Annotated in this window: 12 protein-coding genes and 1 riboswitch; of the genes, 3 read left to right on the top strand and 9 right to left on the bottom strand. The window is 46.2% G+C overall.

What is annotated here, in order from left to right; translation table 11 throughout:
- The first annotated feature begins 18 nt into the window (after window positions 1-18).
- Window positions 19-906 (top strand): 2-hydroxy-3-oxopropionate reductase, encoded by an 888-nt coding sequence (glxR, locus tag A9237_RS12090; protein WP_038866018.1) that lies wholly within the window; start codon window positions 19-21, stop codon window positions 904-906.
- 171 nt (window positions 907-1,077) lie between these two features.
- On the opposite strand, the gene glpD is transcribed toward glxR, so the two are convergent.
- From glpD to A9237_RS12110, 4 genes are all read right to left on the bottom strand, one after another.
- The gene (gene glpD, locus A9237_RS12095) at window positions 1,078-2,637 is read right to left on the bottom strand and encodes a glycerol-3-phosphate dehydrogenase (protein WP_078608267.1); all 1,560 of its coding nucleotides are present in this window, start codon (window positions 2,635-2,637) and stop codon (window positions 1,078-1,080) included.
- Window positions 2,638-2,817: 180 nt separating this feature from the next.
- Window positions 2,818-3,609 (bottom strand): DeoR/GlpR family transcriptional regulator, encoded by a 792-nt coding sequence (locus tag A9237_RS12100; protein WP_038894194.1) that lies wholly within the window; start codon window positions 3,607-3,609, stop codon window positions 2,818-2,820.
- A 203-nt stretch (window positions 3,610-3,812) separates the two neighbouring features.
- Window positions 3,813-5,330: a glycerol kinase GlpK gene (glpK, locus tag A9237_RS12105; RefSeq protein WP_078608268.1), complete on the bottom strand. Its 1,518-nt coding sequence runs from the start codon at window positions 5,328-5,330 to the stop codon at window positions 3,813-3,815.
- Window positions 5,331-5,387: 57 nt separating this feature from the next.
- Window positions 5,388-6,242, bottom strand: a complete 855-nt coding sequence (locus tag A9237_RS12110; protein WP_038866027.1) for an MIP/aquaporin family protein — start codon at window positions 6,240-6,242, stop codon at window positions 5,388-5,390.
- Window positions 6,243-6,852: 610 nt separating this feature from the next.
- Between A9237_RS12110 and glpT the strand changes: the two genes are divergently transcribed.
- Both glpT and glpQ read left to right on the top strand, forming a co-directional pair.
- Window positions 6,853-8,220 carry a glycerol-3-phosphate transporter gene (glpT, locus tag A9237_RS12115; protein ID WP_009707471.1) on the top strand — a complete coding sequence of 456 codons (1,368 nt, stop codon included), beginning with the start codon at window positions 6,853-6,855 and terminating at the stop codon, window positions 8,218-8,220.
- Between the two features lie 53 nt (window positions 8,221-8,273).
- Window positions 8,274-9,329, top strand: a complete 1,056-nt coding sequence (glpQ, locus tag A9237_RS12120; RefSeq protein WP_078608269.1) for a glycerophosphodiester phosphodiesterase — start codon at window positions 8,274-8,276, stop codon at window positions 9,327-9,329.
- A gap of 140 nt (window positions 9,330-9,469) precedes the next feature.
- On the opposite strand, the gene dapD is transcribed toward glpQ, so the two are convergent.
- From dapD to A9237_RS12145, 5 genes are all read right to left on the bottom strand, one after another.
- Window positions 9,470-10,501: a 2,3,4,5-tetrahydropyridine-2,6-dicarboxylate N-succinyltransferase gene (gene dapD / locus A9237_RS12125; protein ID WP_078608270.1), complete on the bottom strand. Its 1,032-nt coding sequence runs from the start codon at window positions 10,499-10,501 to the stop codon at window positions 9,470-9,472.
- Window positions 10,502-10,825: 324 nt separating this feature from the next.
- On the bottom strand, window positions 10,826-11,809 hold the full coding sequence (locus A9237_RS12130) for a GGGtGRT protein (RefSeq protein ID WP_009707468.1): 984 nt from the start codon (window positions 11,807-11,809) through the stop codon (window positions 10,826-10,828).
- Between the two features lie 23 nt (window positions 11,810-11,832).
- On the bottom strand, window positions 11,833-12,525 hold the full coding sequence (locus A9237_RS12135; protein WP_038866042.1) for an iron-sulfur cluster assembly scaffold protein: 693 nt from the start codon (window positions 12,523-12,525) through the stop codon (window positions 11,833-11,835).
- A gap of 132 nt (window positions 12,526-12,657) precedes the next feature.
- Window positions 12,658-12,733, bottom strand: a riboswitch (Fluoride riboswitch).
- A 156-nt stretch (window positions 12,734-12,889) separates the two neighbouring features.
- Complete coding sequence (locus tag A9237_RS12140; RefSeq protein WP_005386503.1) at window positions 12,890-13,189, bottom strand: YebG family protein; 300 nt, start codon at window positions 13,187-13,189, stop codon at window positions 12,890-12,892.
- A 165-nt stretch (window positions 13,190-13,354) separates the two neighbouring features.
- Window positions 13,355-14,272, bottom strand: a complete 918-nt coding sequence (locus tag A9237_RS12145; protein WP_005427361.1) for a LysR family transcriptional regulator — start codon at window positions 14,270-14,272, stop codon at window positions 13,355-13,357.
- Window positions 14,273-14,312 lie beyond the last annotated feature (40 nt).

A 14,312-nucleotide genomic window follows, 5' to 3' on the forward strand; every position in this document is an offset into this window, starting at 1 on the left:
AGAATCGGAGATAGAAAAATGGCGAATATCGGTTTTATCGGTACAGGTATCATGGGCAAACCAATGGCGAAGAATCTGCAAAATGCAGGTCATACCTTGTACTTCTCTGAGCACTTTGAAGCAGCTCCGTCAGATCTATTGGGTGACAATGGTTTTGCAGCGCCAACCCCGGCTGCAGTCGCTGAAGCGTGTGAGTTCATTATCGTGATGGTGCCAGATACACCACAAGTTAACGACGTACTATTTAGTGAAATTGGTATTGCTCATGGCCTTGCGAAAGACAAAGTTGTGATCGACATGAGTTCAATTTCACCTATCGCGACGAAAGAGTTCGCTAAAAAAGTAGAAGAACTAGGCGCATTTTATCTCGATGCACCAGTATCTGGCGGCGAAGTCGGTGCGATTAACGGCACGCTATCAATCATGGTTGGTGGCCGTGATGAGATTTTTGAACGCGCGAAACCTTTGTTCGAGATCATGGGGCAAAACATCACATTAGTTGGTGGAAACGGTGATGGTCAAACCTGTAAAGTCGCGAACCAAATCATTGTCGCTTTGAACATTGAAGCGGTTTCAGAAGCGCTTGTTTTTGCTTCTAAAGCGGGTGCAAATCCGGCGAAAATTCGTCAGGCTTTAATGGGCGGTTTCGCATCCTCTAAAATTCTTGAAGTGCACGGCGAACGCATGATTAACGGTACGTTCGATCCTGGTTTCCGTATATCACTTCACCAAAAGGATTTAAACCTTGCGTTGGAAGGTGCACGAGCACTGAATATCAATCTACCAAACACTGCAACAGCGCAGGAGCTATTCAATACTTGCGCATCGTTAGACGGTTCAAACTGGGATCACTCTGCGATGATCAAAGCGTTGGAGCACATGGCGAATCATTCTATTCGTGACTGATTTTGAGTTGGCCCTCTGGTCGGTAAGTCAGCTCATTAGTCGGGGCGCCCGCCCCGACTATTTTTATCTGTGATAGTTACTATCCAAGCTCTTGAAATCTTGCACTAATTAAAATCCCCCAACAGTTTCCTGATGGGGGATTTTCATGCCTTTAGTGATGGTTACAAGTTGTTAGCTAACTTGCGAAAGGTTCACGACTTTCTGTTGCAACTTTTCTTTTAAGTAATCGGTGAGTGCTTGCTGTTCTTCTTGGTTCATGTAAAGACCAAGCTTAGTACGACGCCACAGAATGTCTTCCTCATTTATCGCCATTTCGTGATTCATCAAGTAATCAATTTCACGTTGATATACGCCATTTGCTTGCTCTGAGAAGCAATGACCAAGATCTTCTACGCTGTTAGTGCCTTCCATCAGATCCCAAGTTTGTGTTCCAAACTGAGTCACGTAGCGCAGCAACATCGCTTCTGATGCCCATGAGTACTTCGCATGAACCATCTTCGCCAATTGCTCACGGCTGCAACTGAAGTTACCGCCAGGAAGGGTTTGGTTTGCCGTCCAGTCTTTACCCATTTCAGGTAGGAACGGGGCAAGTTTCTTCATTGCTGCTTCACCAAGCTTACGGTAAGTCGTGAGCTTGCCACCGAACACTGAAAGTAAAGGTGCGTGGTCGTATTCAGCGTCCAGTTCTAGTGTGTAGTCACGTGTGATCGCTTGCGGTGAGTCAGACTCATCATCACATAACGGACGTACACCACTGTATGTCCACACCACGTCTTCGCGGCTTAGCTGGTGGACAAAGTGTTGGTTAACGATATCGATCAAGTAATCGACTTCATCTTCGGAAATCGCGACTTCACGCGGATCGCCTTTGTATTCCACGTCTGTTGTACCAATGATCGAGAACTTATCTAGGTAAGGGATCATAAATACAATGCGGTTATCTTTGTTTTGTAGGATGTAGGCTTGTGGCTCGTTGTGGATACGAGGAACAACGATGTGCGAGCCTTTGATCAAACGAATGTTGCGAGGGGAGGTTTGCTCTAATCCTTCATCAAAGAACTGTTTCACCCATGGACCAGCAGCGTTAACTAAAGCTTTTGCCTTGCGTTCGAAACGTTGGTCTGTGGTGACGTCATGAATAGTGACATGCCAAATGCCACCTTCACGGTGTGCTTTCTCTACGCGGCAGTAGTTGCGAACTTCTGCGTTATTCTCTTTAGCCGCTAGAACGTTCAACAACACTAAGCGCGCGTCATCCACCCAACAATCGGAGTATTCGAAACCGGTTTTTATTTCAGATTTTAGTAGACCTGATTTTGCTAGGTTGACGGTTTTGCTGCCTGGAAGAGTGGTTCGTTTACCCAAGTTATCGTAAAGGAACAGACCGCAGCGGATCATCCACGCCGGGCGTAAAAATGGGCGGTGTGGTAAACGGAAGCGCATTGGTAGAGCGACATGAGGCGCTTTACGTAAGATCACTTCACGTTCAGCGAGCGCTTCCGAAACCAAACGAAACTCATAGTGTTCAAGGTAACGTAATCCACCATGGATAAGTTTAGAACTAGCAGAAGAAGTAGCAGATGCGAAGTCGTTAGCTTCGTACAAACCGACGCTTAAACCACGGCCGGCAGCATCTGCTGCAATGCCAGCCCCGTTAATGCCGCCACCAATCACGATCATGTCTAGAGTAGGGAGTGGATTAGTTTTGGAAGCATTTTGTTGGATACTCATAAATTTGACCTCTCGATGAGCGAACGAGCATTTTAGAACATGAAATAATCGTAGCTTAGGTTTCGTTTATGATCATCTATTATTTTCGTTTGTGAGCGTTTTGTGTGATTTGGGCATAAAAAAACCTCTATGTAATTAAGATAGAGGTCATTTGTTACGAAGAAATTTGACAGTGTGTTGCTATTCGGTTTCGTTTCTTTCGATCGTCGTATCAACCACTTCAAGCGGGATCGCGGCTTCTTTCAATATCGACAGGATTTCTTCTGGTGGCAGCTTGTTGGTAAACACCATATTTAATTGCGAAATATTACCAAGTTTCACCATTGCATTTCGGCCAAACTTAGTATGGTCGACGGCGAGAAACACACTTCGGCTATTGTCGATGATAGCTTGCTTAACGCGAACTTCGTGGTAGTCGAAATCTAACAGTGAGCCATCAAAATCGATACCACTGATACCGAGAATGCCAAAGTCGAGACGAAATTGTTTCACAAAGTCCAAAGTTGCTTCGCCCACAATACCACCGTCACGGTTGCGGACTTCACCACCAGCTAAAATCACTTTGATTTCTGGATTAGGTAAGAGAATAGTTGCAACATTGATGTTGTTGGTCACCACGCGTAATTGCTTATGGCTTTTGTTTAATGCTCGGGCAACAGCTTCAGGGGTGGTACCAATATCAATGAACAAGGTCGCACCATCAGGAATGTGTTTTACCACTTCTTCGGCAATCACGTCTTTCTCATTGAAGTTAAGCGCTTTACGCGTGTTATATGACGTATTCTCTGAACTAAGCGGAATCGTTGCGCCACCATGATATCGGCGTATTTTGTTTTCATCTGCTAGGTCGTTGAGATCGCGACGAATAGTTTGAGGACTTACATTGAATTTCTCGACCAGCTCATCCGTGCTGACATAGCCTTGTTTCTTCACCAACTCGACGATCTGTTGGTGCCTTGGTATTTGCTTCACTTAGCACTCCCATGTGCACTGGTAATAGCCAATGCTTCAAAATCGAAAATATAAACTCACTCTATTGTGCTCGAATTAGCGCGAACTGAGAAGTAAAGGGAGTAAGGATTACGCGATCAGGCGCAAAAAAAAGAGCGCTGAATTCGCGCTCTTTATTATTAGGGGGAGTCGTTCGTCAAGAAACGTCAAACGATAGTAGAAAATTAGTCTTCTTCGTCGTGAAGCTCCGACCAGGTTTGTGCACACTTAACAGCACGCTTCCAGCCTTTGTAACGGCGATTGCGCTTTTCTTCGTCGTGATGTGGTTCGAAAGTGCGATCAAGCACTGCTTTGTCTTGCAACTCGTCAATACTTTCCCAAAAACCAACGGCTAAGCCCGCTAGATAAGCAGCACCCAACGCCGTTACTTCAGTCACTTGTGGGCGGTGCACTTCGGTATCAAGCACGTCAGATTGGAACTGCATTAGGAAGTTATTTGCGACTGCGCCGCCATCTACCCGAAGGTTCGCGAGCTTGATACCAGAGTCAGCTTGCATTGCATCTAGAACGTCACGAGTTTGGTAAGCGATACCTTCTAACGTTGCGCGGATAATATGGTTTGCATTCACGCCACGAGTTAGACCGACAATTGTACCGCGAGCGTAAGCATCCCAATATGGTGCGCCCAGGCCCGTAAATGCCGGCACGACATAGACACCATTTGAAGAATCAACTTTAGTTGCAAAATACTCTGAATCTTCAGCGCCAGCCAAGATCTTCATTTCATCACGTAGCCATTGAATTGATGCGCCGCCCATAAATACTGCACCTTCTAGCGCATATGCCGGTTCACCTTTAGGGCCACACGCAAGAGTAGTCAGTAGGCCGTTCTTTGAGGTGACTTTCTCTTCACCCGTGTTCATCAGCAAGAAACAACCCGTGCCGTAGGTGTTTTTCGCTTGACCTGCTTCTACACACATTTGTCCGTAAAGTGCTGCTTGTTGATCACCAGCAATACCTGCAATTGGGATACGAGTGCCGCCTTTACCACCAATGTTGGTTTGACCGTAAATTTCTGATGAGCGTTTGACTTCTGGCATCATCGAAGCTGGGATGCCCATCTCATCCAGCATTTTCAGATCCCAGCATAGGTCATTGATGTTGAAAAGCATGGTACGAGATGCGTTAGTGTAATCCGTTACGTGGACGCGACCTTGAGTCATCTTCCAAACCAGCCAAGTATCAACGGTACCGAACAGTAGTTTGCCTGCTTCAGCCTCTTCGCGCGCACCTTCAACGTTATCTAGAATCCACTTCACTTTTGTACCAGAGAAATAAGGGTCTAGAACCAAGCCAGTGTTGTCGCGAACGTAATCTTCTAGTCCGCGCGCTTTTAATTCTTCACAAATATCGGCAGTACGGCGACATTGCCACACGATTGCGTTGTAAACCGGTTTGCCAGTCTCTTTGTTCCATACAATCGTAGTTTCACGTTGGTTAGTAATACCAATAGCTGCTAGTTCGTCACTTCGGATACCAGACTTTGCTAGCGCTTCAACCAAAGTTGAACTTTGTGTTGCCCAGATTTCCATTGGGTCATGCTCAACCCATCCTGCCTCTGGGTAAATCTGAGTGAATTCTCGTTGAGCGACACTCACAATATTCGCATCATGGTCGAGGATTACAGCGCGAGAGCTTGTCGTACCTTGGTCGAGGGCAACGATGTATTTTTGCTCAGTCATGGTAAGAGTCCTTTTATTTCGTTATTAGATTTGTACGAGTTGTTTGTTTTTCTGGAGTTAAGCACGAGCCTGTTCGGCTTCTTCTTCGGTTTCGCATTGGTTAGGAATTGTGCATCCATGGCCTTGAGATGGTAGGTGAACAGCAATGGCTTTTGGGTATAACCAAGCTCCGAAACATGCACCTGCAATTGGGGCGAACATAGGGACGATAAAGTAAGGAATATCGCGAGCACCGCTCAAGGCGTAATCCCAACCTGCGAAGTAGGCGAACAGTTTAGGCCCAAAGTCACGTGCAGGGTTCATTGCAAACCCTGTAAGTGGACCAAGAGATCCACCAATAACTGCAATGAGAATACCGATCAGTAGAGGGTTCATTGCGCCGCGAGGTGCGCCGTTGTTCTCATCACCGAGGGCTAAGATAGCGAACATTAGCACCGCAGTAATCACGAATTCCACAGCAAAAGCGCCAAAGAAAGAGAGAGAAGCATGTGGGTAAGTCGAGAAAATGCCCGCCGTCGCTAATGCGTCCTGGCTGCTACGAACGAAGTTGTGTGCGATTTCGTAATCAGTAAATAGATTACTGTACAAGCTGTAAACCAAAGCCGCAGAGCAAAACGCGCCGAGCATTTGAGCAATGATGTAAGGCACAACTTTCGCCTTATCAAATCCATGAAACATAGCAAGTGCAATGGTGACGGCTGGATTGATGTGTGCACCGGATACGCCCGCAGTACAGTAAATTGCGATGGCAACGCCGAAGCCCCAGACAATACTAATTTCCCATTGTCCGAATGTTGCTCCTGTTAGCACGAGTGCTGCAACACAGCCCACACCAAAGAAGATAAGCAGTCCTGTTCCGATGAACTCGGCTAAACATTCTCCGAGCAAAGAGGGGGATTTGTTTGCTGTCATGTTAATAATCCTTTAGTTACTTGTTTATCTAGCACGTGCAATTGTGCATACATGAGAGCATTCGAAAATAAACGCGCTGTAAAATTGAGCGTTTGAACATGAAATTGTTAATTTACACGCCTATTTTTGTTAAATGGCGCATCTTTTGGAGCGAAAAAGAAACTAAACATAGCGTGTTTTGTGTTCGTTTTGTTGCTTATTGGTTCTGGGAGTGGTTTTAGTTTTAATGCTGCTTAACTATCTAGAAGGGGAGCCTATATTGAATCGGGTCGTTAAGAAGGAAAACACAGCTATAAATCGCATATGTTTCGGTAAATTCCTATTTTTGTTTTGTTCTCTGCGCGTTTTAACTTCAATCTTTACAGGTGGTAGGCATTTATTTCTTATTAAGACAAAATCGAACAGTAACGAAATCTGGGGAAAGTGGAAGCATAGTCTAACTAAATATCTCTAATTTTCTGTATTTACTGAAATTTAATCCTTATGCAACATTTGTCACAGAAATAAAAATCGAATCTCATAGAATGCAACTACTTTCGAACGAAACTCCTTTTTGCTCGTTCGCGATTTAATACTCCCTACCATCGCTCACAATATTAATGAGGTTCCTATGTTTGGAATATTCAAACCTAAGGCGCACATCGATCGTTTATCGTCCGATAAGATCGATGGCACTTATTCCCGCTTACGCTGGCAACTCTTCATCGGTATCTTTGTCGGCTATGCCGGCTACTACCTAGTTCGTAAAAACTTTAGCTTGGCGATGCCTTACCTTATTGAACAAGGATTTAGCCGTGGTGACCTAGGTGTTGCTTTAGCTGCCGTTTCTATTGCCTACGGTTTATCAAAATTCTTAATGGGCAGTGTTTCTGACCGCTCTAACCCTCGTTACTTCTTAAGTGGCGGTCTATTAATGTCTGCACTTGTGATGTTCTGCTTCGGCTTTATGCCTTGGGCTACGGGCAGCATTACCGCGATGTTTATTCTATTGTTCCTAAACGGCTGGTTCCAAGGTATGGGATGGCCTGCCTGTGGTCGAACCATGGTTCACTGGTGGTCGCGCAAAGAACGTGGCGAGATCGTATCGGTTTGGAACGTGGCGCATAACGTTGGTGGTGGTTTGATTGGTCCACTATTTATTCTTGGTCTTTGGGCATTTAACGACGATTGGCGCACCGCTTTCTATGTACCTGCATTTTTTGCCACGCTCGTAGCTGTCTTTATTTGGTTCACGGTAAGAGATACACCGCAGTCTTGTGGTCTTCCGCCAATTGAAGAGTACAAAGACGATTACCCTGACGATTACGACAAGTCACACGAAAAAGAAATGACGGCGAAGGAAATTTTCTTCAAGTATGTCTTTTCTAATAAGTTGTTGTGGTCAATCGCGATTGCGAACGCGTTTGTTTACCTGATCCGCTACGGTGTGTTGGACTGGGCGCCGGTATACCTAAAAGAAGCGAAGGATTTCTCGGTTGATAAATCTTCTTGGGCTTACTTCCTATACGAGTGGGCGGGTATCCCAGGTACGCTATTGTGTGGTTGGATTTCAGACAAACTGTTTAAAGGTCGTCGTGCTCCTGCCGGTATTCTATTTATGGCGTTAGTCACCGTAGCTGTGTTGGTTTACTGGTTCAACCCAGCAGGTAACCCAGCAGTCGATATGATGGCACTGGTTGCAATCGGCTTCTTGATTTATGGTCCGGTAATGTTGATTGGTCTGTATGCACTAGAGCTTGCTCCTAAGAAAGCGGCGGGTACAGCTGCAGGTCTAACTGGCTTATTTGGTTACTTGGGCGGTGCGGTAGCGGCAAACGCGATTCTTGGCTACACGGTAGACCACTTCGGCTGGGATGGCGGCTTTATCATCCTAATCGGTTCATGTATTACCTCTATCGTTTGTCTAACTTACGCATTTCTTGGCGAGCGTGCTCACCATGAACAAAAAGCGCGTGAGAAAGAAGCATTGGCGTCATAAAACATTAAAGGGGCGGTGGAATACTGCCCCTTCAATAAGCTAAGGAAAGAACAATGAAAACAACGTCAGTTTGCATGACGGTTCTCGCTTTCAGCATCTCAGCTGGAGCAATTGCACAACCGCTTGTTATCGCGCACCGTGGCGCATCGGGTTATCTACCAGAACATACTTTAGAAGCAAAAGCGTTAGCGTACGCGATGAAACCAGACTACATCGAACAAGATGTGGTGATGACCAAAGATGATCAACTCGTTGTATTGCATGATCATTACCTCGATCGCGTGACCGATGTAGCTGAGCGATTCCCGGATCGTGCTCGTAAAGATGGTCGTTACTACGCGATTGATTTCACGTTGGCAGAAATCAAATCATTGCGAGTCACTGAAGGCTTTAACATCGACGAGAAAGGGAACAAGGTTGCTGGTTATCCGACACGATTCCCAATGTGGAAATCAGACTTCACCGTACCTACTTTTGCCGAAGAGATTGAGCTGATCCAAGGCTTAAACAAAACGCTGGGTTATGACATCGGTATTTACCCAGAAATTAAAGCGCCGTGGTTTCATCGTCATGAAGGCAAAGACATCTCAAAAGCGGTGCTTAACGTTTTAAAACAGTACGGTTACCATTCGCAAGACGACAAAGTATACCTTCAGTGTTTTGATGCGAATGAGCTTCAACGCATCAACAGTGAGCTCATGCCCGCAATGGACATGGATTTAAAGCTCGTTCAGCTCATGGCGCACACCGACTGGAACGAGACTATGGAGTACAAAGGCGACAAGGCAACACCATACAGTTATGACTGGATGTTTGAAGCCAATGGTATGAAGAAGGTCGCGGAATATGCGGAAGGGATCGGTCCTTGGAAGCCAATGTTGGTGGATGACAAATCAACTAAGGATAACATCATCATCAAACCTTTGATGAAAGCAGCAAAAGACGCAGGCTTGCAAGTGCACCCTTATACTTTCCGAGCGGACCCTGGACGTATTCCTGCTTACACCGACAGCTTCGATGGCATGATGGACATCTTCTACAATCAGGTGAAAGTGGACGGTTTGTTTACTGACTTCCCTGATAAAGCGGTGAACTTTCTGAACAAGTAAAGTTCTAAAAACTGAGTGTTTGAAACGCTCAGTATTACGTCACACGCCATGTCGTAACAATGTGCCATCTATCAGGCAATAAAAAATCCCCCAACAGTTTCCTGCTGGGGGGTTTTTCGTAGGGCTAATTCACGAATGAATTAGTTGTTTTTATGCAGTTCGCTGTTCAGTTCAACCGCGCTCTTGTTTGCAAGACACTCGATTTGACCTGTTACAGAGTTACGACGGAACAGTAGGTCAGAAACACCAGCAAGATCGCGTGCTTTCACTACTTCTACTTCTTGGCCAGCAGAATCTAGCATGCGCACTTTAGAACCAGCAGTTACGTACAGGCCTGATTCGATAGTACAACGGTCACCCATTGGGAAGCCAAGACCTGCGTTTGCGCCTAGTAGCGAGTTTTCACCGATAGAAACCACCACTTTGCCGCCGCCAGATAGCGTACCCATGATAGATGCGCCGCCGCCGATGTCAGAGCCGTTACCAACCACTACACCAGCAGAGATACGGCCTTCAACCATGCTCACGCCAGTTGTACCTGCGTTGAAGTTGATGAAGCCTTCGTGCATTACCGTTGTGCCTTCGCCAACATGTGCGCCAAGGCGTACACGAGAAGTGTCAGCGATACGAACGCCAGTTGGTACCACGTAGTCCACCATTTTAGGGAACTTGTCTACGCAATCTACGCTTAGTGCACGACCCGCTAGGCGAGCTTCGATTTGACGCTCTGCTAGTTCAGGTAGGTCGATTGGACCTTCGTTAGTCCATGCGATGTTGTGTAGTAGACCGAAGATGCCGTCTAGTACCGTGCCGTGCGGTTGAACTAGGCGGTTAGAGATAAGTTGAAGTTTTAGGAAACCTTCAGCAACGCTTTGTGGCTGCTCGTCAGTTGCAAGGATAACCAGTACAAGTGGTTGTGCTGATTCTGCTGCTTTTGCTGCGAAAGATGCGTTTGCCGCATCGCCGTTTGCTTCAAATGCTGCTGTCAGTTCTGCGCTTTGTGCTGCAGAGATCTCGATAGCTTGGTTGCCTTGCTCGTAACCTGCTACTGCTGCTAGTGCGTTAACAAGCGCTTCGCTTGGGTCAAGAACTGGGTTTGGGAAAAACGCTTCGATGATTTTGCCGTCGCGGTTTTTAGTTGCCGTACCAAAGGCTAGAGAGAAGAAAGCCATAGTTGATCTCCATGTGTTGAGTCTTGTGTCTCGTCTGTTCACTGACAAGAAATAATTAAGTTGTCAGTCATCATAAAGAGAGTATTGGGGAGTTTAAAGAGGGGAAATGGAGAAAGTCCGTAGATGGATACCTTTTGTCTTTTTAGAGATATGTTTGTCTGATGAGAAATGTGTCGCAAAAGCCTTATAAGACCGATTTTGGGCAGAGACACAGTGAAGTTGGAGAAGGGCGCATCGCAAAAAATAAGGGGAGGACCGAAGTCACTCCCCCTACACTGGGTTTGTTGGATTTACTGGCTTTGGATAGTAAAGCGATAAATCGATTTAGAGGCTTAGCTCACCGACCTCTACTGCAAGTGCAACCGTTGCCCCTACCATTGGATTGTTGCCCATACCGATGAAGCCCATCATCGCTACGTGTGCAGGTACTGAAGAGCTGCCCGCGAATTGTGCATCGGCGTGCATGCGACCCATTGTGTCGGTCATGCCGTAAGATGCAGGACCCGCCGCCACGTTATCTGGGTGTAGAGTACGACCAGTACCACCACCTGATGCCACAGAGAAGTAAGGCATGCCTTCACGGTTACGTTCCGCTTTGTAGATACCTGCTACAGGGTGTTGGAAGCGAGTCGGGTTGGTTGAGTTACCTGTGATGCTCACATCCACTTGTTCTTTATGCATGATTGCTACGCCTTCACGCACATCATCAGCACCGTAGCAAAGGATCTCACCACGTGGACCTTGGGAGAAACGGCGACGTTCTACTTCCACTAACTCACCAGTCTGGTAGTTGTATTGAGTGCGTACGTAAGTGAAACCATTGATGCGTGAGATGAGGTAAGCGGCGTCTTTACCCAAACCGTTCAGGATCACTTTCAACGGATTTTTGCGTGATTTGTTGACGTTCAATGCGATTTTGATTGCGCCTTCTGCCGCTGCGAATGACTCATGGCCCGCAAGGAAAGCGAAACAGCCACTTTCTTCATTCAATAGACGAGCCGCCAATGCACCGTGACCGATACCCACTCGGCGTTGTTCTGCTACGCTGCCTGGTTTTGTGCAGGCTTGAAGGCCTTCACCGATGATGTTTGCAGCTTCTTCTGCTGTTTTTGCTCCGCGGAAAATCGCCAAAGCAGTGCCTAGCGTGTAGGCATCGGCAGCGCTTTCAAACGCGATAGGTTGAGTGTCCATCACCAGCGCTTTAGGGTCGATACCACGATCCATACAGTATTGGTAAGCCTCTTCCAGAGAAGAAAGTTGCATTTCGTCTAATGTGCGACGTACAGATTCAGTAATTGGAGTGTTCATAATCTCTTTCCTCTTGGTGGCAATTATTGTTGGCGTGGGTTGATGGTAGATACGGCTTCGTCAAAACGACCGTAAGTCCCCGTTGCTTTTTCTGCGGCTTCTGCTGCAGATACGCCTTCGTTGATGGCTTTCATCATCTTGCCGAGGTTGAGATATTGGTAACCAATCACTTCTTTGTTTTCGTCTAGCGCGAGTTTTGTTACGTAGCCTTCAGCCAACTCCATGTAACGCACGCCTTTTGCTTTAGTTGAGTAACTAGTACCCACTTGGCTACGTTGAGTTTGACCAAGGTCTTCCAGTGCCGCACCAATTTCCAAGCCGCCTTCAGAGAAAGCAGATTGAGTACGACCGTAAACAAATTGAAGGAAGATTTCGCGCATCGCGACGTTGATAGCATCACATACCAAGTCGGTATTCAGTGCTTCAAGAATGGTTTTGCCAGTTAGGATTTCTGCGGCCATCGCGGCTGATTGAGTCATGCCTGAACAGCCGATTGTTTCGATCAAAGCTTCTTCGATGATGCCGTTTTTGACGTTAAGAGTCAGTTTTGCTGCGCCTTGTTGAGGAGCACAAGCGCCAACGCCGTGGCTAAGACCAGAAATCGCGATAACGTCTTTTGGATTGATCATTGCGCCTTCAACAGGGATCGGTGCAGATGCATGAAGATCGCCGCGTTGAATCGGGCACATTGATTGGATTTCGTGTGAATATTGCATAATGTTTTCCCAGTGTATTTTTATTTTTTGAGAAAACAGGATCGGGGTTGGAGAAGAGTTGAATTGCTCACTACAGAACTCTTGCTTTCACAATATAGGCGAAAGCATTTCCAACAGGGCTGACCTGTTTTCGTTTCTGTAGGAGTCATTAGCTTTGAAAGCGGTTCGAATCTTTCGATTCCGGTGGCACCCCATCACCGTGCCCATTTAGATTAGATCTAAGTCACACTAATCTGCAACATGAAATTTAGAGCAATTTGGGATATTAAATCGGTTCTTTATATTCTCAGAGATATATGGCGATAAATACAACGCATAAAAAAACGCCGCATAATGCGACGTTTTTTCTAAACAAATGAGAGGCTTATGCAGCGTCTTCTTGCTCGCTATCTTCTTCAACAGCTTCAAGCTTCTTTGCTTTTTTTGGTGCAGGTTTACGTTTTGCACCCAGAGCGTAAAGCACTTCCTCTTTGTTTTGAGCAAGGTACATTGCAAGATCTTCTTGCTTACCTTCGTCTTCTAGAAGTTCACTCTTACCCAGCAGTGAGAATAACTCGTCCGCCATATCCAGCATTTTGTCGTATGCGTCAGCTTCCGCTTTAGAGGTAAAAGTCATTTTCTCTTCTCCATTGCGTTCTACCACGTACTTGACGATTACAGCCATGGTTGGTCCTCTAAGTTAATTTGTTAAATTTTATACTGGCTTTTTATACAGTTTTTGACCAATTAAGTCTAGCGACAAGCCTCAGAATGAGAGCCGTGTACAACTAAGTGACCAGCATTTGAACTATCTGCCTTGAACTATCTCCCGTGAACGAGTTATCTCGAACTAGCCATCTTTAAGATGAGGGTTCTCTGGTCGCTCCCAATCTTGGCAGAATTCAATGAATGTACGCAGGAGCGGGTTTTGATACTTCTCTTTGTGGATCAAAAGCCAGAAGCGACGCTTCATATCCAGTGGCATATTGAGCATTTTCACACGACCATCTCGAATTGCAGGTTCTGCAGATAGGCGTGATAAACAACCTAAACCCAGCCCAGCAGATACCGAATTGATCAGCGCTTCTGTTGTATTGAGCTGAAAAGCCTCATGCCAGTGTTCTAGACGCGGAGCGATGGCGCGCATAAAGAACTCTCGAGAGCCAGAACCCGCCTCACGCAGAATCCATTCTGTGTCTTCGAGTTCGTTTAGGCTGATTGGCCCTTCATCGAAGTTAGGGTAATCCGGCGGACAAATTACACACATTTCGTCTTCACTGAATTGCGTTGATTCTAACTCTGGGTGTATGGTCTTGCCCTCGATGAGCGCGATGTCGAGTTCGTACGCGATCAACATGTCACAAATCTGGGCGGAGTTAGAGATGAACAAACTCTGCGACTGGTGATTCGTTTCATCACGAAAATCACTTAACAGGTAAGGTGCAACTTGGTTGCCGATGGTGTCACTGGCACCGATGCGAAGCAGCCCTGATAAGGTTTGGTCGCCATCGAACACACTCTCAATATCCCGAGCTCGGTTGAGGAGTTCATCCGCGAGGGGCAGAAGTTTTTGTCCTTCTTGGTTGAGAATTAAGCGGTTGTTCACCCGGTCAAATAGGTGATGACCAATTTGTTTCTCTAACTCAGACAGCGCCATGCTTACGGCCGCCTTAGAAAGAAACAGGCTTTCCGAAGCCGCAGTTAGCGTTTTGTGCTGAGTGATCGTAGTAAAAACTTTCAGTTGTTTAAGAGAGATATGACTAGGCATGATATTCCGTTAAGTTTATCTGAACGTTAGTTTTAAATAA

It is taken from the genome of Vibrio owensii (assembly GCF_002021755.1).
Taxonomy (GTDB): Bacteria; Pseudomonadota; Gammaproteobacteria; order Enterobacterales; family Vibrionaceae; genus Vibrio; species Vibrio owensii.

Excerpts from the sequence above, each read along its gene's own strand:
- glxR (WP_038866018.1), top strand. The coding sequence starts at position 19 with ATGGCGAATATCGGTTTTATCGGTACAGGTATCATGGGCAAACCAATG.
- glpD (WP_078608267.1), bottom strand. The coding sequence starts at position 2,637 with ATGAGTATCCAACAAAATGCTTCCAAAACTAATCCACTCCCTACTCTA.
- glpK (WP_078608268.1), bottom strand. The coding sequence starts at position 5,330 with ATGACTGAGCAAAAATACATCGTTGCCCTCGACCAAGGTACGACAAGC.
- A9237_RS12110 (WP_038866027.1), bottom strand. The coding sequence starts at position 6,242 with ATGACAGCAAACAAATCCCCCTCTTTGCTCGGAGAATGTTTAGCCGAG.
- glpT (WP_009707471.1), top strand. The coding sequence starts at position 6,853 with ATGTTTGGAATATTCAAACCTAAGGCGCACATCGATCGTTTATCGTCC.
- glpQ (WP_078608269.1), top strand. The coding sequence starts at position 8,274 with ATGAAAACAACGTCAGTTTGCATGACGGTTCTCGCTTTCAGCATCTCA.
- dapD (WP_078608270.1), bottom strand. The coding sequence starts at position 10,501 with ATGGCTTTCTTCTCTCTAGCCTTTGGTACGGCAACTAAAAACCGCGAC.
- A9237_RS12130 (WP_009707468.1), bottom strand. The coding sequence starts at position 11,809 with ATGAACACTCCAATTACTGAATCTGTACGTCGCACATTAGACGAAATG.
- A9237_RS12135 (WP_038866042.1), bottom strand. The coding sequence starts at position 12,525 with ATGCAATATTCACACGAAATCCAATCAATGTGCCCGATTCAACGCGGC.
- A9237_RS12140 (WP_005386503.1), bottom strand. The coding sequence starts at position 13,189 with ATGGCTGTAATCGTCAAGTACGTGGTAGAACGCAATGGAGAAGAGAAA.
- A9237_RS12145 (WP_005427361.1), bottom strand. The coding sequence starts at position 14,272 with ATGCCTAGTCATATCTCTCTTAAACAACTGAAAGTTTTTACTACGATC.